The organism is Chryseobacterium sp. CG10_8, assembly GCF_058117085.1.
This window is the reverse complement of the sequence record NZ_JBYVEB010000049.1, coordinates 1-23,640: the sequence shown is the minus strand read 5'-3', so window position 1 is coordinate 23,640 and position 23,640 is coordinate 1. Positions and strand designations below refer to the sequence as shown.

At 34.8% G+C, this 23,640-nt stretch carries 24 protein-coding genes; 7 read left to right on the top strand and 17 right to left on the bottom strand.

All coding sequences use genetic code 11. The annotated features are described in order from the left end of the window. Positions 1-49: 49 nt before the first annotated feature. The 3 genes from AC4AGG_RS09390 to hemN all read left to right on the top strand — a co-directional run bounded on the left by AC4AGG_RS09390 (position 50) and on the right by hemN (position 4,252). Positions 50-1,687, top strand: coding sequence for an APC family permease (locus AC4AGG_RS09390; protein WP_489771732.1), 1,638 nt, complete (start codon positions 50-52; stop codon positions 1,685-1,687). Positions 1,688-1,746: 59 nt separating this feature from the next. Next, a complete protein-coding gene (locus tag AC4AGG_RS09385) occupies positions 1,747-2,769 on the top strand; it encodes a WD40/YVTN/BNR-like repeat-containing protein (protein ID WP_489771731.1) in 1,023 nt (340 codons plus the stop codon). A gap of 73 nt (positions 2,770-2,842) precedes the next feature. Continuing rightward, positions 2,843-4,252 (top strand): oxygen-independent coproporphyrinogen III oxidase, encoded by a 1,410-nt coding sequence (gene hemN / locus AC4AGG_RS09380; RefSeq protein WP_489771730.1) that lies wholly within the window; start codon positions 2,843-2,845, stop codon positions 4,250-4,252. A gap of 190 nt (positions 4,253-4,442) precedes the next feature. Here the strand turns inward: hemN and AC4AGG_RS09375 are convergent, their stop codons facing one another. Beyond that, the gene (locus AC4AGG_RS09375) at positions 4,443-5,810 is read right to left on the bottom strand and encodes a PQQ-dependent sugar dehydrogenase (RefSeq protein ID WP_489771729.1); all 1,368 of its coding nucleotides are present in this window, start codon (positions 5,808-5,810) and stop codon (positions 4,443-4,445) included. A gap of 295 nt (positions 5,811-6,105) precedes the next feature. Here AC4AGG_RS09375 and secD point away from each other — a divergent pair, with 295 nt between their 5' ends. From secD to AC4AGG_RS09355, 4 genes are all read left to right on the top strand, one after another. Next, the gene (secD, locus tag AC4AGG_RS09370) at positions 6,106-8,991 is read left to right on the top strand and encodes a protein translocase subunit SecD (RefSeq protein ID WP_489771728.1); all 2,886 of its coding nucleotides are present in this window, start codon (positions 6,106-6,108) and stop codon (positions 8,989-8,991) included. 77 nt (positions 8,992-9,068) lie between these two features. Continuing rightward, entirely contained in the window at positions 9,069-10,301 is a 1,233-nt protein-coding gene (locus AC4AGG_RS09365; RefSeq protein WP_489771727.1) for a TCR/Tet family MFS transporter, read from the top strand. A gap of 38 nt (positions 10,302-10,339) precedes the next feature. After that, positions 10,340-10,669, top strand: coding sequence for a Sec-independent protein translocase subunit TatA/TatB (locus AC4AGG_RS09360; protein WP_489771726.1), 330 nt, complete (start codon positions 10,340-10,342; stop codon positions 10,667-10,669). 1 nt (position 10,670) lies between these two features. Beyond that, on the top strand, positions 10,671-11,243 hold the full coding sequence (locus AC4AGG_RS09355; RefSeq protein WP_489771725.1) for a phosphatase PAP2 family protein: 573 nt from the start codon (positions 10,671-10,673) through the stop codon (positions 11,241-11,243). Between the two features lie 5 nt (positions 11,244-11,248). On the opposite strand, the gene AC4AGG_RS09350 is transcribed toward AC4AGG_RS09355, so the two are convergent. The 16 genes from AC4AGG_RS09350 to AC4AGG_RS09275 all read right to left on the bottom strand — a co-directional run. Continuing rightward, on the bottom strand, positions 11,249-11,824 hold the full coding sequence (locus AC4AGG_RS09350; protein WP_489771724.1) for a hypothetical protein: 576 nt from the start codon (positions 11,822-11,824) through the stop codon (positions 11,249-11,251). Next, on the bottom strand, positions 11,821-12,363 hold the full coding sequence (locus AC4AGG_RS09345; RefSeq protein ID WP_489771723.1) for a WG repeat-containing protein: 543 nt from the start codon (positions 12,361-12,363) through the stop codon (positions 11,821-11,823). Before AC4AGG_RS09345 ends, AC4AGG_RS09350 begins: the two co-directional genes overlap by 4 nt. 224 nt (positions 12,364-12,587) lie before the next feature. Further along, positions 12,588-13,379, bottom strand: coding sequence for a hypothetical protein (locus AC4AGG_RS09340; RefSeq protein WP_489771722.1), 792 nt, complete (start codon positions 13,377-13,379; stop codon positions 12,588-12,590). 183 nt (positions 13,380-13,562) lie between these two features. After that, positions 13,563-14,606 (bottom strand): transglutaminase domain-containing protein, encoded by a 1,044-nt coding sequence (locus tag AC4AGG_RS09335; RefSeq protein WP_489771721.1) that lies wholly within the window; start codon positions 14,604-14,606, stop codon positions 13,563-13,565. A 107-nt stretch (positions 14,607-14,713) separates the two neighbouring features. Continuing rightward, positions 14,714-15,754 carry a serine hydrolase domain-containing protein gene (locus AC4AGG_RS09330; protein WP_489771720.1) on the bottom strand — a complete coding sequence of 347 codons (1,041 nt, stop codon included), beginning with the start codon at positions 15,752-15,754 and terminating at the stop codon, positions 14,714-14,716. 249 nt (positions 15,755-16,003) lie between these two features. Then, a complete protein-coding gene (locus AC4AGG_RS09325; RefSeq protein WP_489771719.1) occupies positions 16,004-16,456 on the bottom strand; it encodes a DUF2750 domain-containing protein in 453 nt (150 codons plus the stop codon). A 146-nt stretch (positions 16,457-16,602) separates the two neighbouring features. Beyond that, positions 16,603-17,748, bottom strand: coding sequence for a hypothetical protein (locus AC4AGG_RS09320; protein WP_489771718.1), 1,146 nt, complete (start codon positions 17,746-17,748; stop codon positions 16,603-16,605). A gap of 244 nt (positions 17,749-17,992) precedes the next feature. Continuing rightward, positions 17,993-18,310 carry a hypothetical protein gene (locus AC4AGG_RS09315; RefSeq protein ID WP_489771717.1) on the bottom strand — a complete coding sequence of 106 codons (318 nt, stop codon included), beginning with the start codon at positions 18,308-18,310 and terminating at the stop codon, positions 17,993-17,995. After that, entirely contained in the window at positions 18,307-18,636 is a 330-nt protein-coding gene (locus tag AC4AGG_RS09310) for a hypothetical protein (protein WP_489771716.1), read from the bottom strand. Before AC4AGG_RS09310 ends, AC4AGG_RS09315 begins: the two co-directional genes overlap by 4 nt. 282 nt (positions 18,637-18,918) lie before the next feature. Next, positions 18,919-19,509: a DUF6624 domain-containing protein gene (locus tag AC4AGG_RS09305; RefSeq protein ID WP_489771715.1), complete on the bottom strand. Its 591-nt coding sequence runs from the start codon at positions 19,507-19,509 to the stop codon at positions 18,919-18,921. 201 nt (positions 19,510-19,710) lie between these two features. Continuing rightward, a complete protein-coding gene (locus AC4AGG_RS09300; RefSeq protein ID WP_489771714.1) occupies positions 19,711-20,007 on the bottom strand; it encodes a hypothetical protein in 297 nt (98 codons plus the stop codon). 155 nt (positions 20,008-20,162) lie between these two features. Next, positions 20,163-20,786: a hypothetical protein gene (locus AC4AGG_RS09295; RefSeq protein ID WP_489771713.1), complete on the bottom strand. Its 624-nt coding sequence runs from the start codon at positions 20,784-20,786 to the stop codon at positions 20,163-20,165. A gap of 1 nt (position 20,787) precedes the next feature. Continuing rightward, complete coding sequence (locus AC4AGG_RS09290) at positions 20,788-21,252, bottom strand: hypothetical protein (protein ID WP_489771712.1); 465 nt, start codon at positions 21,250-21,252, stop codon at positions 20,788-20,790. A gap of 67 nt (positions 21,253-21,319) precedes the next feature. Beyond that, positions 21,320-22,279: a hypothetical protein gene (locus tag AC4AGG_RS09285; RefSeq protein ID WP_489771711.1), complete on the bottom strand. Its 960-nt coding sequence runs from the start codon at positions 22,277-22,279 to the stop codon at positions 21,320-21,322. A 49-nt stretch (positions 22,280-22,328) separates the two neighbouring features. Next, positions 22,329-22,925 (bottom strand): sugar O-acetyltransferase, encoded by a 597-nt coding sequence (locus tag AC4AGG_RS09280; protein ID WP_489771710.1) that lies wholly within the window; start codon positions 22,923-22,925, stop codon positions 22,329-22,331. Positions 22,926-23,070: 145 nt separating this feature from the next. Next, a partial coding sequence (locus AC4AGG_RS09275) for a CHAP domain-containing protein (protein WP_489771709.1) occupies positions 23,071-23,640 on the bottom strand: 570 nt, incomplete at its 5' end.

Below are 23,640 nucleotides of genomic sequence, written 5' to 3'. Positions count from 1 at the left end.
TTAAGAATAATTAAATTTTTATATTTTTGGGAATCTTTAAAACAACCTTATGTCAAATATCTGGATCAAAAAACCCATGGAAGCTTATGAAGCTGACATCAAAAAAAGTCAACTCAAGCGGGTATTGGGAAAATGGAGTTTAACTGCCATCGGAATTGGAGCGATTATCGGAGGAGGAATTTTCGTACTTACAGGAACGGGAGCATATTACAATGCGGGACCTGCATTAGCATTATCATTTGTTATTGCTGGAATCGCCTGTGTCTTTGCCGCTCTTTGTTACGCAGAATTTGCCTCAATATTACCTGTTGAAGGCTCTGCTTATGCCTATGCGTATGGAACAGTAGGAGAAATTTTCGCATGGATTATCGGATGGGGGCTTATCTTGGAATATGCGATGGGTTCTATGACAGTCGCTGTCTCCTGGTCTGGATATTTTGGTAAACTACTAAAAATGTTTGGTCTACATCTACCATATTGGATGACAACCGATCCTGGAACAGCAAAAAAAGCCTTTGGAGAAGCTACTTCCCAAATTGCAAACGGGAACTTGTCAGCATCAAAATTGGCTGATTTCCAACATACCATTGATATGTATAATGCAGCACCTGAAATTCTTGATTTCAAGTTGTTTATGAATTTGCCTGCTTTACTTATCGTATTAGTAGTAATTTCTATCTTAATTCGGGGAACAAAAGGAGCTGCAAAAGCTAATAATCTTATTGTAATCATGAAAGTTTCAGCGATTATTTTTGTCATTATTGCTGGAGCGTTTTATATCAATACTGAAAACTGGATTCCATTTATCCCTGAAGCTACGACCATTACAGAAAATGACGTTTCACACTCGGCTTATGGTGTGATGGGAGTTGTAGCTGGTGCATCGGCAATATTCTTTGCTTATGTAGGTTTCGATGCCGTTTCGACTCAAGCAGGAGAAGCGATCAACCCTAAAAAGGATGTTCCTTTTGCAATCATTGCCTCATTAATCATCTGTACGATTTTATATATTTTGGTATCGCTTGTACTAACAGGAATGATGCATTATACAGATTTTAATCCACTTGGGAAATATCCTGACGCAATCAAAGCTCCTGTAGCTTATGCTTTTGATATTGCAGGTCAAGCTTGGGCAGGATATATCATTACGATTGCTGCAACTGTAGGACTAATTTCAGTATTAATGGTAATGATTATGGGACAGTCCAGAATCTTCTTAGGAATGTCAAAAGACGGACTTATTCCAAAAACTTTCTCCAAAGTCAATGTGACAACAGGAGTGCCTACAAAAAACCTATTGATTTTGGGTGGGATTATTTCGGTTGTTGCGTCATTAACTCCAATCAATGACCTTGCTCACATGACAAGCTTTGGAACCTTATTTGCCTTCACAATGGTGTGTGTTGCGGTATGGGTATTACGTCAAAAACAACCTAATCTACAAAGAAATTTCAAAGTTCCAGCTTTACCTTTGGTAGCTACTTTGGGAATCTTGATTAACGTTTACCTTATTTACAATTTGAGCAAAGAAGCAAAGACCTATTCATTGATTTGGCTAGCTATCGGTTTTGTGATCTATTTCCTTTATAGTAAGAGAAATTCTAAACTTCAAAACGGTGGTTTTGGTGAAACATTCAAAGCCGAACAAGAGCCTTTAGAAGAAGTTGATATTGATAACAAACATTAAAATAGAAATCCCAATCGCAATTGATTGGGATTTTTTATTTTTACTAAAATTATAACTCAATGAAAAAAGTCTTTGGATTCTTATTAGTACTCTCATTTCTTCAATATTCATGGGCTCAGAAAATTGAGATGACAACCCTTTTGGAAGACCCAATAAGCATTAGAGCACTTCAAGTTTGGGATGGGAAAGTTTGGTACGCTGGAACTGATTCTAAATTTGGTTACGTTTCTTTGAAAGATAGTTCTGATAAAAAACAAGTGAAACTTGACTCATTAAAAAGAGAATTTAGAACTTTAGCAATAACTAAAGAAGGTGTTTTTCAGACTGTTAATATTGGTTCTCCAGCTCAGTTCTATGCAATTAATCCATATAATTTCAAGGTCACAAAGATGCAAAAAGACGTCTTGGATTTTGTGTTCTTTGATTCTTATTTAATTGATAAAAGTAATAATGGAATTGCTATAAGTGACCCATCAACGCAAGGTAAAGCACATTTCTATTTATTGAGTAGAAAAACTTTGAAAAATAGTTCAAAGGATATTCCAAAATACTATCAAGGAGAGGCACATTTCGCTGCAAGTAATTCTAATATTGCGATGTACAAAAATAGCGTTTGGATTGTCACAGGTGGTACTAAATCTCGAATTTTCAAATTCAATTGGAATTCCCCTTATATGTGGAAAGTATACGAAATCCCATTTATCCAAGGAACTTCTTCACAAGGGATTTATTCTATTGATTTTTATGATGATAAATTTGGAATTGCAGTCGGTGGCGATTACACCAAACAATCAGAAAATATCAACAATATCGCTACTTCTGTTGATGGCGGTCAAACGTGGCAAATCCAAGCCAGTGGAAAAAATGCAGGATATATGACTTGTGTCAAAATCAGACCAAAATCCAAAGGAAAAGACATCATCGCCGTCGGAGATCAACACATTTCATTTTCCAATGATTACGGAAAAACTTGGACTAAAATTTCAGATGAAAAAGGACTTTTTGTTTGTGAATGGATTGATAAAAACAACTTGATTTTTGCTGGGAAAAATAGAATAATAAAGGTTACAATTACCGATTAGGTTTTTATAAATAAGACTTTAGTTTTTTTACAAAAATTCCTAATTCCTAATTCCTAATCCCTATTTTTGCGAAATGAATTCTCTTATCAACAAATACAATATTCCAGGTCCACGTTACACATCATATCCAACCGTTCCTTTTTGGGACGAGGCAGCATTTTCAGCAGAGCAATGGAAAGATTCCGTTATTAGAACTTTTAATGAAAGTAACGAAGCCGAAGGAATTTCACTTTATATTCATTTACCTTTTTGTGAAAGCCTATGTACGTTTTGCGCTTGTCACAAGAGAATTACAAAACAGCATTCGGTTGAAACGCCTTATTTAGAAAGTGTTCTGAAGGAGTGGGATTTATACTTAAAACTTTTCCAGACACGAGACAATAATCAAGATTTTTCTGATTTGAAACTCGAAACTCGAAACTCGAAACCCCAAATCAAAGAACTCCATCTTGGAGGAGGGACTCCGACGTTTTTCTCACCTGAGAATTTAAAAACCTTATTAGAAGGAATTTTTGCTAAATCTGAAATAGCAGAAAATCCAGAATTTTCTTTTGAAGGACATCCTAACAATACCACCAAAGAACATTTGCAGGTACTGTATGATTTGGGATTCAGACGTTGTAGTTTCGGTGTTCAAGATTATGATTTGGAGGTTCAGAAAGCAATCAATAGGATTCAACCTTTTGAAAATGTAGAGAAGGTTACGCAATGGGCTCGTGAAATTGGTTATACGAGTATTTCACACGATTTGGTTTTCGGGCTTCCACATCAGACTTGGGACAAAATGGAACATACCATTCATAGAACAATGGAATTAAAACCAGATCGTTTGGCTTTTTATTCCTATGCTCACGTTCCTTGGATTAAAGGTGTTGGTCAACGTGGTTTCGATGAAAACGATTTGCCGAGTGGTGAAGAAAAGCGCAAACTCTATGAAAACGGAAAGCAATTGTTAGAAGAATTAGGATATAAAGAAGTCGGAATGGACCATTTTTCTTTGGAACATGACGATTTGTACCAAAGTTTAATTAATGGAAAAATTCACCGAAATTTCATGGGTTATTCTTCAAGTAAAACTCAATTGATGATTGGTTTGGGAATGTCTGCCATTTCTGATTCTTGGTATGCTTTTGCTCAAAACGAAAAGACTGTTGAAGATTATCAGAAAAGGGTAGAAGCAGGTGAAATTCCAGTTTTCAGAGGACATATTTTAAATGAAGAAGATTTGACTATTAGGCAACATATTTTGAATTTAATGTGCCGATTAGAAACCTCCTGGGATGAACAAAGCTTCCTTCCTGAAATTGAAAATTCTATTGAAAAACTGAAGGAAATGGAAGAAGACGGTTTGGTTGAAATTTCTGAGAATTCAATTAGAATTACTGAGGAGGGACGAGCCTTTACGAGAAATGTAGCCATGACTTTCGACCTCAGAATGTTAAGAAACAAACCAGAAACGAGAATTTTTTCGATGACGGTATAAGTTAAAGGTCATTGAAATTTAACATCAAACGCACTTTAGTTAATTAAGGTTCAATAAGTTTAAAAAACATTAAGTTCAATTTGCTTGAAATCACTTGATTTTCAGAACTTAATTGCCCTTGCATGATTTATTTTGTTTCAATTAACTAAAGTGCTTGTAATAATTTTTAGTTTCATCGCTAAATAGGTTCTTACTTTTTAATAATCTTTTTTGTAAAGACCTTTTGGAGACCAGATTTGATGGTCACAATATAGACTCCTGATTTCAAACTTGAAACATTAAGACGCTGATCTCTATCCAGTGTAGAGTTCAAAACCAATCGTCCTTCCATATCATAAATTTCAATTTTAATGTCCTTGCCTTGAAGACCTTTTACTTGGAGTAGGTCTGAAGTTGGATTAGGATAAATTTCAATTCCGTCTGACATCATATTTTCAGATGTAGCCATTGTTGGAGTGGTGATTTTGTAGACTGTTCCGTTACTGGTAGATCCAACATAGAGTTCGTTCTGATAATCTCTTCCAAAAGTGGTAAATGAAACTCCAGAAAATGTAGTGCTCCATGTAATAGTATTACTTGGAGTCATTACCCCAATTTGGTCAGAGCAATAATCGGCAAAAAAGTAAAGTCCAGTCAAGGTAGGGTTAGCAGAACCTCGATAAACATACCCTCCAGTAATCGAACATTTCCCACCCGAATGGTCATAGGTTGCCACAGGAAAAGTCATTGTAGAAGAAGCAGCGCATCCCGATAATGAATATCCAGTGTTGGCCTCGTAACATCTCCAGCCGTAATTAACACCTGATTGGTTAATAGGCACTCTGTTAATTTCTTCATATAAATTTTGACCAACATCGGCAATCATAATATTTCCTGCCGGTACATCGAAGGAAAATTTCCAAGCATTTCGGAGACCAAAAGACCAAATTTCATCCGAGCCAGCAATTGCTCCAGCAAATGGATTATCAGAAGGGACAGTATATCCGGTCACACCATCTACATTAATTCTTAAAAGTTTTCCAAGAAGCGAGTTGATGTTTTGAGAATTATTTTGAGGATCGCCGCTACCACCTCCATCTCCCGTAGAAATCCACAAGTTACCATCTGGGGCAAAGTGAATACTTCCACCGTTATGGTTGGCGTATGGCTTCGGAATACTTAACAATACTTCTTCAGAACTTACATTAGCAACATTAGGGTCGGTGGCACTGACACTATATCTTGCAACCGTAATATTTCCAGTAGTTACAGCATTATAATAAACGAAGAACTTGCCATTGGTACTGTATTGCGGATGAAAAGCCAATCCCAAAAGTCCACTTTCTCCACCATAAGTAATTTTAGAACTGATATTAAGGAAATTAGTAGCATTAACGGTGCCATTGGGTTGAACGATTTTGATAATCCCATTTTGTTGAACAACAAATAACCTCGAATCTCCAGCATGGGTAATTTCAACTGGCGCTGTAAAGCCAGTAGCAAAGCTCTGTAAATTATAAGTCTGAGCAAAGGTGCTTTGAAAGATAATAAAACTAAAAAATAAAGTTAATATTTTCATGACTTTTAAAAATTAGGGTTAAAAATATGATTTACAATACTATAAAGATAATGAAATTACGTTTAAATAATCACATTAATAACACGTTTTTCATAATTAATTAAAAACAAGACAAACAAGAACCTTCTTGAACTACAAATCCACAATCCTCAAAATCCTAAATATCGAATGTATTTAACAAAAGTTTGAAGTCTAACATACCATTAAATGTTTCTAGATTTTTCTTTGGTAAAAAATTCTTAATTCTTTTGAAAATCATTATATTTGCCGACTATAATTTTAATGTTGTATTATAATGCAAGGAAAAGGACTTATTACTGCAATTGCCATTGTACTCGGACTTATCTGTATCAATGAACTTTTGCCAACTTGGTATGCTTCCAAAATCGAAAAACAAGCAACAGCCGTTGCCGGTGACAATTCTCAAAAGTACAAGCAAGAAATAGCGCGTCTTTCCAAAGACACTCTTAAGCTTGGTTTTACAGAATTGTATTACACCAAAGCGAAGGAAAAAGAAATGAAGCTTGGATTGGACCTTAAGGGAGGTATCAACGTTTTGTTGGAAATCAATCAGAGAGATTTGGTTAACAATTTGACCAATTACTCAACAAATCCAGTGTTAATTGAGGCGCTTAACAGAACCGATAAGGCTCAAAGAAACTCTACAAACACTTACATTGATGATTTCTTTACTCAATTTGATTTGGTTAACAAAGAGAAAAAAACCAACCTAAAATTAGCTGACCCAGAAATTTTTGGTAACACTAACCTAAGTGAAATCAAGTATAATTCGACTAATGAGGAAGTTAAGAAGGTTGTAAAAGATAGAATTGAGCTATCAACAAGTACTGCGTATGAGGTAATCAGAACCCGTATTGACAAAATGGGGGTTACACAACCTAACGTACAAAGAGTTCCTGGTACTGCAAGAATCTCTGTTGAAATGCCTGGTGTTAAGGACATCGACAGAGTTAAAAAAATGCTTCAGACTTCAGCAAAACTACAGTTTTGGGAAGTACAACAATTACAAGAAGTTTATCCATATTTTAGTCAAGTTGCAACTTTAGTTCAAGCTAAAGGAGATTCTATGGGTGTTGCTAAAAACACCAACTTCATTAAGATAATGGGTCTTGACCAAGCTAATGTTATGGGTCAAGGAAGTGTTAAGCTTTCTGATACAGCTACAGTCAATAAGATTCTTAAAAGTGGTATAGCTTCTAAAGCTCGTCCAGCTAACATGAAGTACACCCAATTTATGTGGGCTTACAAACCAGAAACAGAAAAACCTGATTATCTTAGCTTATATGCTATTAAAGGAACTGTTAATCAATTAGCTCCAGTTGATGGTGCTGTTGAATCTGCTAATATTTCTTATGACCAACTTGGTAGAGTAGAAGTTGACATGCAAATGGATTCTAAAGGTGCTCGTGAATGGAAAATCGTGACCGAGAAAAATGTCGGTAGACCAGTTGCTGTTACTTTGGATAACGTAGTATATTCTGCACCTAATATTAATGAAGTTATTCCAAATGGAAGATCTAGAATTTCTGGTAACTTCACTCAAGAAGAAGCACAAGATTTGGTTAACGTTTTAGGAGCTGGTAAATTACCTGCGGGTGCGAAAATCGTTCAAGCTGAGCAAGTAGGACCTTCACTAGGTCAAGCTTCAGTTAATGCAGGTATGTACTCTTTCATCGCCGCTTTCTTATTAATCATTGTTTACATGATTTTCTATTATGGTGGAGCGGGAGTATATGCGGTGATTGCCATGATTATTAACTTATTTTTCCTTTTCGGGATTTTGGATTCATTAAATGCAACGCTTACGCTACCTGGTATTGCCGGGGTGGTACTAACAATGGGTATGGCCGTTGATGCTAACGTAATCATCTATGAAAGAACCAAAGAGGAACTAGCACTTGGAAAAGGTATTAAGCAAGCATATAGTGACGGATTTAAGCACGCGTTATCTGCGATTATTGATGGTCACTTCACGACGCTATTAACCGCAGCTGTACTATATTTCTTCGGAACTGGACCTATCAAAGGTTTTGCTATTACTTTAGGAATTGGTATCTTAATGACATTGTTCACCTCTGTATTGCTTTCGAGAGTGATGATCTTTAATAGATTGGAAAAAGGTAAAGGACTTTCTGTTTGGACACCAATGACTAAAAATTGGTTTAGAAATGTACATTTCAGTTTTATTTCTAAAAGAAAAATTGCCTATGTTTTCTCAGCTATTTTGATGACCATCAGCTTAGTGTCTATTTTTACAAATAGTTTCAAATTTGGGGTAGATTTCAATGGTGGTAGAAATTACGTAGTAAAATTCGCTCAACCTGTTGACCCTGCAAAAGCTGAAGAATCTCTTGCTAAGCTTTTCAAAACTGAAAAAGGAACAGAGAGTATTGATGCTAAAACTTTTGGTAACGTTAATCAGTTAAAGATTACTACAGATTACAAAATCGATGATGAAAGAGTGGAAGCGGATTTTGATGCAGAAAAGAAATTGTTTGAAGGGCTTAAACAATTCTTACCTGCTAATGCAACATTGGAAAGCTTCAAAAATCCGGATGTTGATGGTTACGGAATCGAATCTTCTGTTAAAGTGGGACCAACCGTTGCTGATGATATTAAAACTGGTGGTGTAATTGCGATTTCAGTGGCATTATTTGGAATCTTCTTATATATCTTGTTCAGATTTAGCAAATGGCAATTCTCTTTAGGAGCTGTAGCTTCATTATTCCACGATACTGTAATTGTATTAGGGGCTTACTCATTGTTCTACAAAGTAGCACCTTTCAATATGGAAATTAATCAGGATTTTATCGCAGCTATTTTGACTGTATTAGGTTACTCGATTAATGATACCGTGATTGTATTCGATAGAATTAGAGAGTACCTGAGAGAGAAGAAAGCACTTTCGCTATCTGCATTGTTTGATGATGCTATTTCTAGTACAATCGGAAGAACCTTTAACACGTCAATGACGACCTTATTGGTAATCTTGGTGATCTTTATTTTCGGAGGTGAAAATCTTAGAGGATTTATGTTCGCATTGTTACTAGGTATCGGATTCGGTACATACTCTTCTATCTTTGTCGCATCTGCAATTTCGTACGATTTATTGAAAAAGTATAAATCCAATGCAAAAGAGATTGACCACGAAAAGAAGTAATTTTTTATAAAATAATTCAAAAAAAAATGTCCTCTCTATTTTGAGGACATTTTTTTATTAAAAGACTATTTCCATTAATGAAAAAAAACAACAAAAACGCAGCTTTAGGTTTTATATTCGTTACTCTTTTGGTGGATGTAACCGGTTGGGGAATTGTCATTCCTGTGGTACCTACCTTAATCAAGGAGCTCATCCATTCTGACATATCAGAGGCTGCCAAATATGGAGGTTGGCTGGTTTTTTTGTATGCTTTTATGCAGTTTATTTTTGCTCCCATCTTGGGGAATCTTAGTGATAAATATGGTAGGAGACCGGTCATTCTGTTTTCTCTCCTAGGTTTCTCTATTAACTTCTTTCTACAAGCTTGGGCTCCGACAATATTTTGGCTTTTTGTGGGCCGTATTTTTTCGGGAATTACAGGAGCAAGTATCACCACTGCAAGTGCCTATATTGCCGATATCTCTGACGATAGCAATCGCTCTAAAAATTTTGGGATGATAGGCGTGGCCTTCGGTTTGGGATTTATTATCGGCCCAGTCATTGGAGGTTTGCTCGGTGAATACGGGTCTAGAGTACCTTTTATCGCTGCAGGAATTCTATGTTTACTCAATTTTCTTTATGGATTTTTCATATTACCTGAAAGCCTATCCCCAGAAAACAGAAGAAATTTTTCTTGGAAAAGAGCGAATCCTGTTGGAACTTTAATGAATGTTAAAAAGTATCCTCAAATTGCATATCTATTGGTTGCATGGTTTCTCGTGTATGTTGCTTCACACGCCATACAGACCAATTGGTCTTTCTTTACCATGTATCGTTTTGGTTGGGACGAAAAAATGGTGGGTATTTCACTTGGAGTAACGGGCATTTTAACAGCATTTGTTCAAGGTTATTTGATTCGGAAAATATATCCTATCATTGGTAACGAAAGAAGTATTTTTTATGGAATTACCTTCTATTCTATCGGGATGTTGCTCTTCTCATTTGCTGACAAAGAGTGGATGTTTTTTGCAATTTTAATTATTTATTCGTTGGGCGGAATTGCAGGACCTGCATTACAGTCAGAAATTTCTTCTCAGGTACCCGCCAATGAACAAGGTGATATTCAAGGTGCATTAACCAGTATTATCAGTCTGACAGCAATTATAGGACCTCTATTGATGACTAATACTTTCTATTTCTTCACCCACGATGAAGCGCCGTTTATATTTCCAGGAGCTCCATTTTTTCTAGGATTTTTGTTGATGGTAGCTAGTGCTTTCTTTGTGCAACAGGTCTTCAAGCGAAAAAATCGAAAGTTTCTAAATCGTTAAACCAATTGTTAAATCAAAATGTTTTGTAAATTTGCCGAATGGATTTGAGTTTTCAAGAAATGGTGGTTATCGCCATCGCAATTGTTTTGCTCTTCGGACCTGATAAGTTGCCGAAGATTGCGCGAGATTTGGGTTCTGGAGTAAGAAAAATGAGAGGGGCGATGGATGACATCAAAACCGAAATCATGAAGGATACCGACAATCCACTGAGCGAGATCAAGCAAGAAATAGATAAAGTTAAAGACGCAGCTAAAGATTATAATCCACAAGAATACCTTAAGAGAGAATTGGAAGGTAATCCAAGCCAAGATGTGAAACCCAAAGTAGATCAGTTATCTGACACTCACGAAGGACCTGTAAGCCGATAATATGCACGAAATCATCTCAGAAGACAAAGAAGTTTTTCTATTTCTCAATAATTTGGGAAACTCCACTTTTGATCAGTTTTGGTTGTTGATGTCAGAGAAATGGATTTGGATTCCGCTTTATATTATTTTTCTTTATCTATTAGCGAAAAATTTCAAACTAAAATCGCTAGTATTTATTCTTATTTTTATTGGTCTTGGTTTGACTGTTTCGGATCAATTAGCAGGAATTTTCAAGCATGGAGTCGAAAGATTACGTCCTTGTCATGACCCTAGCGTTAATCAACTTATGAGGATTGTTGATTGTAAAGGTTCGTTTGGATTCTATTCTGCGCATGCTTCAAACTCTTTTTTTATAGCCTCCTTTTTAACAATGATGCTGAAGAAAAGGTATGGTTGGTTTCCTTATTTCCTTTTTGTTTGGGCATCCGTTGTTTCATATAGCAGAATTTATCTTGGTGTACACTTTCCGCTCGATATTCTCATGGGAGCTGCAGTAGGCTTCTTGTTGGGTAAATTTTTCGCAACCTTAAGTTGGAAGGTTCTAAGGAAACAGCAGCAATCAGTGCAACAATAAGATATTTAGTTTTCACTAAACTCCAAGTCGCCAATACTACAACTTAAAAACTGAATCTGATCTCCTAATTTAATGAAGGTAAAATGATCCTGATAAGATCTCTTTTCCTTTTCAGTACCGCGATTAACAACTAGGCTAAAAATAGGGTATCGCGAAATGTCACGCCTTCCACAATTGTCGAGGGTAAAATCAAAACGGGTTTCTATTGAATCGGGCAACGGTGAATAGTCTTCAATCATAACAAAATAATCTGCATTAGATTTTTTGACTTCTGATAAGTGTTCAATTAAAATTTGGGAATTCTGGTTCAAAAACTTCTCTTTGGGAAGTGATATCCAACCTTTTTCGGATGTCCAAAAGACTAAATCCTGATAGGAATGTACCAATAGATTCTCCTTCGTTAGATTATTAAGAATTTGCTTCTCAAGGAAAATTTCAAACAGTGCTTCGTTGTCTACAAACGAATAATGCTTTTTATTAGTTCCCAAGAAATTGACTCTTGCAGGATCTTTACTAGGCGAATCAAGGACTTCTAAAGAGTAAAAATCTAAACTTTCTTCTGCTTTAAAGTCTTCAATCAAGATTTCATTTTTTGATTGATTAAAACCTCCTTTCCTCCAACCCAGCTCCAATGATCACATCCGGAATGCTTTTTATCTTTGTCCCATGATTCTCTTTTAGCCCCTTTTAATCCAACAGCTAATCCGTTTCGGAACCTTGTCATATCACTAAATTGCGCAGGAATAGCGACCTTTCCGTAGCCATCAAACATTCCTACCAAATCACTCACTGGATCACGAAATTTTATAAAACTCTCGCTTTCGCAATCGTAGGTCATATCAAAAACATACAAGCTATCGCTGCCAAATTGTTTTCCGTTTTTCAAAAGATAGTAACTGTCGTAAGTACCACCTTTGTCTTCCATAACCGCGACAATCTTATCAAAACGAGACGCAACAGAAAAGCCCATAAATTTTGGTGGAATCATAACGTTTCCTTCGGAATCCTTAAATCCAAAAAGGTAACCTTCTTCATCATCAAAGGAAGTCCAAACATCAGTTTTCTGACCATCAACCAAAGAGGTCATCATCAAAAATAGGAGAGGGAGCATCCATTTCATAAGAACTATTTTTTTTAAGATACTAAACAGAGTGTACTTCAAGGTAAAATACTGAATCAAAGTTCGATATATTTTTTGAATGATACTTTTAATATGTAAATTTTTAACAAAAAAAATGGAACGACTTCGGGTACAAACCTGAAAATCATTCCATTTTATATTAAAGCTGATAAGCAACCTACCAATACTAATAAGTTCTATTGCCTATCTCTATTTTGGCAACATTATTTTGGGAAAAGGAAAATCACCACCGCTCTCCATCCCCAGTCAGCCTTGGAACCATCTGGTGCAGCAATATTAAATCTTGGACCAGCTGCAAGTGACACTTTTTGTTTTCCAAGTGTGGTAACGCCACTTATAACTGGATTAATCCATACCGTAGAAGTTTGTGCTTTCCAATTTTGGGTGTATTCCATATTAGCGCCTAATCCAGCTCCACTTTTCCAGTTGTAAGTCACAAACGGCTGAAGAAACATTTGGCTCACATCTGCTCTTTCTTCGCTTCCAGCAACACTCCAAATTTGATTTCCTAAAGCACCAACCGTCCAACCATTAGATTGTCTTAGAATAACTGCAGTTGGACCTACTCCAAATTTCTTTGTTGTTAAATAATCATCTGTCCCTGTCGGAATAAGAAAAACTGGTCCTGCACCCCAAGTAATTCCACTTTTTGACTGAGAAGGACTTACGAATCCGCTAAGAACGGCATCGCCTAATCCGTTTTGTTTTTGACCAACACCTGTAATATTGTATTGAGTCACCACTGGTAAAACAACTCTACAGATTAAATTAAGTTTTTCGCTCAATTTAATAGGAACAACTGGCTGAATGTTCAATGTATTTCTTGTCCCATTATTATCACCTATTCCGTAGTCAGTGTTATTTTGCAAAGGAACACTAATTAGTGATGCAATAGGATTAGAAAGTTTTTTTGCCAGTTCGGCAGCGTCATCGCTTTGCGCATTAACTGCAATCCCTAGAGCAAGGGCTGCAATAAGATAAATTTTATTTCTCATTTGTTTTTTTAGACCGGCAAATATAATAATAAAATATAAATCTCAGCAAATGATATTCGTTGGTTTTATTACTTGAAATCAAACTAGTAAGGTAAATTTTAAATTAAATAATTCAATTTAATATCAAATTTTAATAACCGTGATTAACCTATTAGCTTTATTGTTTCTGCACTTGAAAAACATCTACTGGATATTTACCAAATACTTGAGCTTTAGCTGATGGTCGAAGAGAATCTCAATGTAAGAAAGTTCCTTCTTTTCTACAATATAGGAAAACTCGTACTCGTCTTCCACTTTGTGATAATTGATGTAATCCTGCTTGTTGAGAGCATTTTGGTTGACTACTCTTTCTCCTTTTTCATTTTTGCGATAGATGGAAGGATTCCGGTACAGATTGGTGTTGATTTGGATATTCCTTAAATCTTGAGAAAATTTGAATTTAAAGGTAATTGTATCTTTCACATTTACATTGAGAGTCCCTTCTCTTGGAGCGATAATCTCGATGTAAGGAATGATGCTATTTTCGATATAAGGTTGATTCTTGAAATCATCCTTTGACATGTCAAAATTCAGCACCGTTTCGGGCTTTTTGGGAAAATGGTCTATAATAAATTTGTCAATTGGAGTACACCAATAAAAGTCATTCCTTTTTTTGACAAAATTTTTTAGTTTGCCATCTCGATCGCTTTCGCAATATCCTGAAGCCCATGTTAAATCAATGAAATAAGTCTGTTCGTCAATGATAACCGAATTCCAAGCATGATCCAAAACGCCACTTCGTCCAACATGAGAAGACTTGGTTTTGACATATCCATCAATGCTTGTACATTGGATTTTTGCGATATCACACATTCTTTTGAATAGAATGGCATAACCCGAACAAACGGCTTCTCTTTTTCTTAAAACGTCATTGACAATGTCATTTTCAAATTCTTGCTTCTTGATAGCACAATCGTCTTTTGATTTGCAATGAAAAACGATCGCCCTCTTCCCGTTATTGAACATTTTATAATCGTAGCTGATGTTTTCAGCAAGCCAAGTATACAAAGCCCTTGTTTTATCAAGCTCACTTTTCCAAGGAAGCGTAAGGTTATTCACGAGCTGAACTAAATCGCCATCATACTTAGTCGCAGCAGCAAAACGATCTATCCTTTGGAAGTTTTTTTGTCCGAAAAACACTCCGAATAACAGAAGAAAAAGTATCAAAAAAAGCTTCGCTCTAAGCATTGACCATTGTTTTCTATAATCTGGGTAAATTATAAATAAAATCTGAATCTTCTTGGAGCCTGCGTCTTTTTTTTTGAAAAACTTTTCCTTCTTTTGAAGAAATATAACTATTTGACCAAATCAGATTGTAGGACAATATCTTTAATTCTCTTCTCGAAATAATAATAAAGACTGCTATCGTCATTCATATTATTTTGCAAAACGATGACACTGACATCAGATTGTGGGAAGTAAATATTAAGTGAGGAAAAACCGTCTCCCAAACCAGTATGTCCAAGATATTTCATTCCGTTTTCTGTGGCAATTCTAATGTTATAACCATAACCTTGCTTTTCTTTACCGAAAACATCGTGCTGAGATAGTACGCTAGGAGTGATCAATAATTTGTAACTCTCTGGTTTTAATATTTTTCCATGGTGAAGCTTTGCGTTCCAAATCGATAAATCCTTAACAGTGGAAATAATGCCATCTGCTGGAATATTTTCCTCTTTGATAAATGAATGTTCGACCAAAGTCAATACATTATTTTCGTTAATATACCCATCTACAAGATTTCTTTTGTCGTTGGCTGAATAACAAAATGTATTCTTCATTTTGAGGGTTTTAAAGAGGTTTTCCGCTAATTCTCTGTAGGTCTTATGAGAAACATTTTCTATAATTTTTCCAAGCAAAATATTAGAAAGATTTCCGTATTTGAAATCAGTTCCAGGCGAAAAAGCCAGTGCCTTGTCGGTATCGACGATTCCATGAGTATGGTTCAGAAGCTGATGAACGGTCACCGAATCCGCCCAAGATTGCTTCAACTCTGGCAAATATTTCTTAATGGGAGCTTGAAGATTGATTTTCCCTTCTTCAACTTCTTTCAAAAGCAAAACCGAAGTCACCAGTTTGGAATTGGACATGATTTCAAATCCATCATTCAGTTCCAAAGGTTTTTTAGAAGCAAAATTTCTATAACCTTGCGCTTTGGAATAAACTGTCTTTCCGGCTTTGGTAATCAAGATAACACCATTGAAATTCGTCGGACTCTCAACCTGAATAATACTGTCTATTTTTTGTGATAAATCATCCTTTTTTTGTGCTGTTGTGCAAGAGGTTAAAAGGAAAACAAAGATAAAAGGTAAAATCTTCAGGTCAATATTCATCATGTTTTAGGTGTTTTTGTCTTGTGTAGATAGCAGAAAAAGTGGATTTTAATAAAAATCAAAATGCCACATCCCAATTTTGAAATTCAGATTGCGAATTTAACAAAAAATTGCATAGATTATTCGACAAAATAATAGGTAAGAAGCCATAAATGTTCTACTTTGTAACATAGAGCGAAATTTTGAAAACATTCTTTGTCGTCAGAAAAGTTCTATTCGATTGATTCATGACTAATTATTGGTGTATAAAACCTATAATACCGCTTTTACTTGCTCTTCCAAATCAGCCAAATCCTTAAATTTCTTAAAGGTTAATGGCTTCTTGATTCGCTTTAATTCGCCAATTAAGTCAAGAATCAAGTCTAGCGGATCGACTTCGTACCCAAACATATTTTGGTCAAATTCGGTTCCAACCAAAATTCCATCGTTTTCCATTCCAACACACCAATTTTCGATGAAATCGGACAAAGAAATCTCAGTAACTTTATAATCGCTCCAATCCTCAATTATGCATGATTGCGCCAAAACTTTTTCCGCCCAAAAACAGATGATGCCCAAAGGTTCGCCATTTTCATCATCGAAGTGAACCGAACTTGATGTGGCCAAACCTTCATCGTTCTTAAGTCCTAAAACAATCCCAGTCTCACACACGGTCACTACGAATCTTTCATAGCGCTTTTCCATCATTGCAGAATCTTGTATCATATATTTTGGTTGTATAAATTTTCCTTTCTCAAGTAAACTAAAATACAAAGAAAGCAAATTAGAAAATAGCTTTTACAGATCCTAAAAAAAATAACAGGAATTTTGTCTGTCTATGCTAATGCAGAATTCTAAAGGGTGCTTACTTTTCATTCGTATTTGTATCTGATCAATTCAATCCGCTTTTTATCTCGATATTTTGAGATCTCGATTAGAAGGTTCCGACTATTATACTTATACTTTTTGTTTTTAACTTGTCCTTCTGAGTTGGTTTCTATTAGTTCAATTAACTTTCCTTTTTCCCATTTGTAGCAATAATCAACACATTCTTTTTGACCATTCTTGAGTGTGCATTGGCTTAAGATGTTCTTATTAGAATCATAAACAGTAATTTCTTGGTCATAATAGTTCCCAACCCTCGAATCGCTATTATAATCAATAATTGTAATAGTCTTATCTTTTTCATAATCATAGGTCTTTGTCGATTGCCATATCGGCTTTTTATAGATGTACCAGCCTGTTGAATCTATTTGTTTCTTCAACCGATTTTGTTCATCATAGAGGAAGTAGCTTTTTGTATGAAATTCATTTTCATTTGTGTAGGTAATATGTTCTTTAAGTCTTTTTTCTTTATCATATTTCCACTTTGCAAATAAGAATTTGGGATGGCAATAGATGCAAGAAGTAGTGATTTGAGTTTCAAAATATCGGGTACTGTCGACCGTATAAAATTGATTAAGTTTTTGATTGTCCGAATTGTAAACATATTCATAAATCGTTGGCTTGTAGATATATTTCAACTTAAAAGTATCTTTACTTGATTGATTTTTTGAAATGTGATTTTTTATGACTCGAGACTCTTCTCTTATAAGATTATTCTGATTATCGTATTCATAGATTGTTTCGGATTTCTCATCATCATAATTAATAGATTCGGATTTTTTCTTTTTATTGACTGCTAACGGTGAACTTGTTTCTTTCAGTATTAATCCCTTTTGATTATAGTAGTCTTTAAAACAATTCCAGGTCAAATAAGAATCTCCATGATTTACAATTACGAAGTTGCTGTTGATGCCATAAACTATGTTGCTATCTAAATTAATCTGTTTTGTAAAAAGTAAAACGCTATCTTTTTTCTTTTCCTTACCATTTTTTCGCAGAGGAATCGAATATGAAGAAACCTTATTTATATTGTTTTCTACAAAGTCAGAATGACCCCAATTAGGTACAATTTGTGTTTGAGCAAAACCAAAAACTGATAATAATATTGATATGTAAATTTGGAGGATTCTCATTTGTCTTATCTACATAAAAAAAGTTAACGAAAGTTAACGAATAGTGAACTGAAACCCGACTAAGTGGTTCGACAGAGTCAAAGTCCAATTTTCAACCAAACTGAGCCAATGCTTTTTCGGTAAAGTGAAATTACAAAGAAATGTCGTACGAAAAAGCAATTGCGACTAAAAATACAGAATGTTGCAATTATGAGTTTGACCCCCGCTTTTGGCAATACCTTGTTATGCGGTCGACTTTCTTGTCTTACCATTGTTTCGTCACGTTTTTAAGTTTCTCATTCTCGAATATAAGTATAACTCTGTCAAGAGAAACAGTGTCTGATTTGAAGTCCAAATATTCATAAAGTCTATGGTCTTTCAGTTCTGTTTGAATTTGCTCTTTTGTCAAGTCTGTGTCATTAATTATTTTAATTAATTGGTCAAGGTCGTTTTCTGTGCCTGCATAACCTTCTTGTTGATAGTTCAGTGTTACACCTTGTTCAATAATTGAATAAACAGAAAAAACTGTCACCGCAACCAAAAGTGTAAAGCAACACCAAAATGCAATTTTCCATTTATTCATTTTCTAGCTTGACTTTTATAGCGTTCTACAAATTCTTTGGCATCTCGAATATTGTTAGGATAAGGAACCAAATTTTCATACTTAGTAAATCCATTAATTGTCTTAGTGACAGTTTCGTAAATGTGATGATAATAAAAGCCATTGTCTATTAGAAACTTAACAGTCTCCCATTTTTTTTCTTCCGACTTTTTGGGCGGTCTAAATCTATGAGGTAAATGCGTCATTTGCTTTCCACAAGCAGGACAATTAGTTTCCTTTCTGTCATTCAAGTCAGTTCCTTGACTAAATGATTTTTTACAGTCTAAACAAACTATTTTATGTCCCATTTTCTGTGTTGTTGAGTTTTCTAAGCTGCCGCATAACGAAAAAGTATTAACGAAAGCTAACGAAAAGTGAACGACAGTTCAATTTTAAGTCAACTGAAGCCAATGCTTTTTCAGTGAAGTGAAATTACAAAAAAATAACGAAACCAGAAAGCAGTGGTAACGAAAAATATTCATATTTTGACTTCATCGAACCACTTCGTTAGGTTTCAATTTGAGTATTCTGTTTGCTGAGCTTGCCAAAGTAAAGCCTGCTTTTGCTAATGCAATTTTATGTGTAGTATTTTATTTCGGATTGAACTTAATATTGAAATACTTTAAATAATCCTCTATCGGTTCCAGTCCCATTTCTTTTCTTCTTTCGTTCACAGTTTCAGGATTTTCTAATTTATACAATTTACCATTTTCTATTTGTGAACCATATATTTGGGGTTTTCCTTCGTCCATTAACATCCTATCTTTCATCAATGCGTATTGTTGTTTAGATAAGTCTCCATTTTCAACCGCTTTCTCTATTTGTGGAAAATATTTTTTTCTGATTTCCTTAGTGCTATGTTGCAGTCCTAACCAGATTGCATCCATTTGTCGTTGACCCACCTCCTTTAATGTAGGCATACCACACTTTTCAATAATGCTAATCACTAACTCTTGATTCCTATGATCTTCTTTAGCGTATTTGATGAAGTCATTTGATTTTCTAATCCTTTGGTCACTTTCTAAAACTTCGCTCAAGATTTGAACTTTTTTGCTGCAATCAACTTCAATAATATCTACTGAACCTACATAGACAAATTTATCCCTATTCATATAAAGGAATATTGATATTATTAAAACAAGAGCGGTAAATATGCTGAATAATATTTTTTTTATTTTCATTTCTATTTTTGGTTTTTATATTACACATAACGAAAAAGTATTAGCGAAGGCGGGCGAAACGATGACCTATAGCTTGCTATCCAACCTACTAAAACCACGGCTTTTTCTAGTATACTAAATTACTGAAATTTATAACATTAATGTTACTTGATAAAAGTAATAAAAACAAAAAAGGCTTTTCTTAGTGAAAAGCCTTTAATTTTATGCAAGAAATTCGAGTTCTTTGTCTTTAAACTTATTCTTATCGACTATTTTACCCATCGTTTTCAACATCTTTTTGCGAAGTTTAGCAATTTTTCTGATGTTCTTGTCAGAACTGTAATCGAAGATATTATCTTCAAAAGAAAAAGTATCTCCTTTTTTTAGCTTGATGTTACTTTCTTTAATTTCCTTCAACATCATTAATGTCGTCATGGATTCTAAAAGATAATGCTCCGTGAAAGCAAGTTTTTTTAACGATTTCAAGAGTTCCTTTTTATATTTCTTTTTACTATTCATGGTTTAAAAATTATATGTTGGCAAAAGTAAGCAATTAAGTATTGATTGAAGAATGAAATTGAATAATCTAAATCAGTAATCCAAAACAAATTCCCCATTGGATAAGTAGGAGAGGTTCAATTTTTTGGGGATTGATAGTGTTTTCAGAAAGCAATTTAATACATTCTCAGAGCATCATAAAAATCATCTCCACCCAAACAAAAGTTGAGACCAAAAGTCAAGCTATTGAACCTAGATTCCTTATACCAAAAGCTATAACCTAGTTTTAATTGTATGATATTTAAAATGTTAAATCCCAAACTTGGCTTAAAAAATTGATTACTCGAAGCTACTTCAATCAAAGCAAAATCATACAAAGAATAATTGGCCTGTATCGCAGGCAAAACCTTGAATTGATCATCAATCGAAGTCAAATAAGTTCCTAATCCGAGATTAAGTGCAGGTTTACCTCTGTCACTTCCGCGGAAATCTACGCCCAAATAACCTGAATTTCTCCCTTTTCCGATGTAATGGTAGCCTACATTGAAAGCTGATCGATACAAAATTGCATTCAGTTGACTATCACTGTTACTGAGACTATATGAATCACTTGTTATCGACCTTTGATGACCCTTTGAAACCATTTCTGAAGAAAAAGAATTGAGCAAAAATGATTCATTGACATGATTACTGATGTTATGCGGAGTATCCTCGAGGTTAAAGTTTATTGAATTAAAATCTTGCCCAAAGTAAACCGAACTCCAAAACAAACTAAGTGAAATAAGGACTGTTAATTTCATCTTATGAAATACCAAACGCTTTTTTTTGCTTTTTGGAAAGTTTTATATTGTTTTGGGGATTTGCACAGTACTCACCTAGGACTTTTACTGATTTGTCATAGATGGCATCATTACTTAATTTTTCATCTTTGTTTTCCAAAACAACTTTGGTCATCGTAGCGAGATATAGTCCTAACATATCTTGATTATTGTCCGTAAGTTCCATTACATTAGAGCCAATTTCAAAGGTATAATCAGGCGTTGCTTCCATCCATTTCATAATGTATTGTAAAGCTGTCAATCTATTGATTTGATTTTCAGTTGAGGGATGGCTCAAAAGATAGTTGGCGCACGTCAAAACCTGCGATTCTGCGGACTTGATACTTTCGGAAGAATCAAAACTTGAATCTCTCAAACTGCTGAAATCTTGCGCGTAGAAGAGATTAGACAACAGTGTTACCACTGCAACGAGAATTAGTTTTTTCATAAGTTAATGTTGTTTTTAATTCTATGAAATTACAAAAAAATCGAAATCAGAACTAGAAATAAAGCAACTATTTTTCGACTTCGTTCTTAATCAATTTCCCGTTCTCTTGTGACATGTCTGTCTCCAAATAATAAATGGAATTATTCTCTCTAAAAACCCTTTGTTGCAAGTCTTCATCACTGATATGAGCACATCCTGTGGGAATCAAAAAAGTCTTAACAATAGGCATCCATTCCTTATTTGTAAAAGAATAAGTCGTCATTGAGTATGTGCAACCATTCATCGGTGCTTGAAATACAGATATATCGTCGGCTCCATCATTATTAAGGTCCCCTTCATTAATCAGTCTAATCTCACAGCAACCGGCTTCTATTGGCTTTAATGAAGGTTCAGAAAACTGAATCTCATAGTCGTCAGCTATTCCGTTTTCAACGGGATTTCCTTCTCCCTTTTTAATCAAAGTTACCGTTGCAAAATCAATTATTTGGTTTCCGTCAAAATCACCTTCGATATAAGCGTTGGTTGGTTGCGAAATCGCGCCGACAACCCCGAAAGTCTTTGCGATATGCTGACAAAATCCCGAATACTGATTTTCTTGAGACTTGGGATAAGTAATCATGGTAGTTAGCAAAACATCTGTCCATTCTCGTCCGAAATATTTTGCTTTTGTTTTAACCGTTTTAATATAGAAAATATCTCCATTTTTCTCGAAGCCAGAAACAACGAAATAGTCTTCCTTCAAGAGTCGATAAGTAGTGTTTTTAGAAGCTAAAATTTGCTTGTAATTAATTTTCAAATCTTGTAAATCTTCGAGTACCATGCTTCCATAGATTCTGACTTCAGATTTTTTATCCTTGGAAACAAATATTTGTCCATCACCATTTTGTGCTTCTCCCAATCCTTCAAAATTAGTAGGGTAGTCGCCACAAAAATCAAATCTTGCATTACAATATTGATGATATAATTGAGAGTAACCAAAATTGAAACTCAAAACAGAAATAATCAAAATAGCTATAATTCTACGCATTGTTAATCATTTGATTACAGTAATAAAAGATACTTCCAAAATTCTTAAACTATTCAAATTTCAGATTTTTGAAATAAAATTGTTTGTCTTCGTCCGTTATTTGTCTTATCACTTTACATGGATTACCAACCGCAATTACGTTGTCAGGAATATCTTTGGTGACAACGCTTCCAGAACCGATGACAGTGTTGTTACCAATCGAAACACCTGCATTAATCACCACATTTCCTCCGATCCAAACATTATCACCAATAGAAATCGGAAATGAATATTCGTACCATTGGTTGCGCATTTCGTGATGAATAGGATGTCCTGCTGTATAAATACCCACATTGGGACCCATCAAAACATTGTCACCAATGGTGACTTTAGCACAGTCGAGAATAATTAAATTATAGTTGGAGTAGAAGTTGTTTCCAATCTCAATATTATAGCCATAATCGCATCTGAAAGGAGGTTCGAAGAAGAAAGATTTTCCCGTTTTTCCCAGAAGTTTTTTCAAGATTTCATTTCGCTCCTTCATTTGATTTGGTTTTAGCGAATTGAATTCAAAAACCAATTCCTTTGCATCTTGTCTTTCCTTGAAAAGCTCTTCACCAAAGGCTTTATAAGGTTTTCCTGCAATCATTTTTTCTTTTTCGGTCATCGTATTTAATTTATTGACTAAGTTAGTGAAAAGCACACTGAATCTGAAAGAAACCAATTAAATTAATTTTAAGATCGAGTAATCTTTTGGGTGCAGTTTAACTCTAAATTTAAAAACTATAAAACCCAAACCACCTAACTGAAGTCTATTCCTTTCGCAACCATCCTAAAATTCTATCGTTATCTATTTTATACTTCACATTACTTCTCTCTAAACTTATTTTTTCTCTGGAAAAAGCATATTTTCCCGGATTTTGTTGAATGATTTCAATTTCATCATCTCTTACATCAGAAATAATGGCAACATGTCCAAACTGATTATAAGGAGTTACATCAAAAATCAGCAAATCACCTTTTTTTGGTTTTGCCTTACTTGGATTTCGATACTGAATTAATCCTCGTTTTTCATTCAATTCTCCATCATCTAATTTTCTGTCAAAATAATCTTTAGCATTTCCGTAACTGTCCGTCATTTTGTGATGATAGTGTTCGTAATAATATCGCTTAACGAACTCAACACATTGATATTTCAAGCCCAAATTGTAACCATCCGAAGTTTTGTTTCGATCTCCAATATGACCAACACCGCCATTATAATAGACAGCCACACCGTCGAGACTATCAATCTTTTGACCCACTTGATAATTGGTAAAAAAGTTAAACTTGGTCGTCAACCAATAACCCGTGAATCCTAAAATAGTCAGTGTAAAAATTAA

Coding starts and splice junctions, on each gene's coding strand:
- AC4AGG_RS09340 (WP_489771722.1), bottom strand. CDS start 13,379: ATGAGAAATAAAATTTATCTTATTGCAGCCCTTGCTCTAGGGATTGCA.
- AC4AGG_RS09320 (WP_489771718.1), bottom strand. CDS start 17,748: ATGAGAATCCTCCAAATTTACATATCAATATTATTATCAGTTTTTGGT.
- AC4AGG_RS09390 (WP_489771732.1), top strand. CDS start 50: ATGTCAAATATCTGGATCAAAAAACCCATGGAAGCTTATGAAGCTGAC.
- AC4AGG_RS09360 (WP_489771726.1), top strand. CDS start 10,340: ATGGATTTGAGTTTTCAAGAAATGGTGGTTATCGCCATCGCAATTGTT.
- AC4AGG_RS09290 (WP_489771712.1), bottom strand. CDS start 21,252: ATGAAAAAACTAATTCTCGTTGCAGTGGTAACACTGTTGTCTAATCTC.
- AC4AGG_RS09305 (WP_489771715.1), bottom strand. CDS start 19,509: ATGAAAATAAAAAAAATATTATTCAGCATATTTACCGCTCTTGTTTTA.
- AC4AGG_RS09280 (WP_489771710.1), bottom strand. CDS start 22,925: ATGACCGAAAAAGAAAAAATGATTGCAGGAAAACCTTATAAAGCCTTT.
- AC4AGG_RS09365 (WP_489771727.1), top strand. CDS start 9,069: ATGAAAAAAAACAACAAAAACGCAGCTTTAGGTTTTATATTCGTTACT.
- hemN (WP_489771730.1), top strand. CDS start 2,843: ATGAATTCTCTTATCAACAAATACAATATTCCAGGTCCACGTTACACA.
- AC4AGG_RS09295 (WP_489771713.1), bottom strand. CDS start 20,786: ATGAAATTAACAGTCCTTATTTCACTTAGTTTGTTTTGGAGTTCGGTT.
- AC4AGG_RS09310 (WP_489771716.1), bottom strand. CDS start 18,636: ATGGGACATAAAATAGTTTGTTTAGACTGTAAAAAATCATTTAGTCAA.
- AC4AGG_RS09355 (WP_489771725.1), top strand. CDS start 10,671: ATGCACGAAATCATCTCAGAAGACAAAGAAGTTTTTCTATTTCTCAAT.
- AC4AGG_RS09385 (WP_489771731.1), top strand. CDS start 1,747: ATGAAAAAAGTCTTTGGATTCTTATTAGTACTCTCATTTCTTCAATAT.
- AC4AGG_RS09315 (WP_489771717.1), bottom strand. CDS start 18,310: ATGAATAAATGGAAAATTGCATTTTGGTGTTGCTTTACACTTTTGGTT.
- AC4AGG_RS09330 (WP_489771720.1), bottom strand. CDS start 15,754: ATGATGAATATTGACCTGAAGATTTTACCTTTTATCTTTGTTTTCCTT.
- AC4AGG_RS09345 (WP_489771723.1), bottom strand. CDS start 12,363: ATGAAATGGATGCTCCCTCTCCTATTTTTGATGATGACCTCTTTGGTT.
- AC4AGG_RS09285 (WP_489771711.1), bottom strand. CDS start 22,279: ATGCGTAGAATTATAGCTATTTTGATTATTTCTGTTTTGAGTTTCAAT.
- secD (WP_489771728.1), top strand. CDS start 6,106: ATGCAAGGAAAAGGACTTATTACTGCAATTGCCATTGTACTCGGACTT.
- AC4AGG_RS09335 (WP_489771721.1), bottom strand. CDS start 14,606: ATGCTTAGAGCGAAGCTTTTTTTGATACTTTTTCTTCTGTTATTCGGA.
- AC4AGG_RS09300 (WP_489771714.1), bottom strand. CDS start 20,007: ATGAATAGTAAAAAGAAATATAAAAAGGAACTCTTGAAATCGTTAAAA.
- AC4AGG_RS09325 (WP_489771719.1), bottom strand. CDS start 16,456: ATGATACAAGATTCTGCAATGATGGAAAAGCGCTATGAAAGATTCGTA.
- AC4AGG_RS09375 (WP_489771729.1), bottom strand. CDS start 5,810: ATGAAAATATTAACTTTATTTTTTAGTTTTATTATCTTTCAAAGCACC.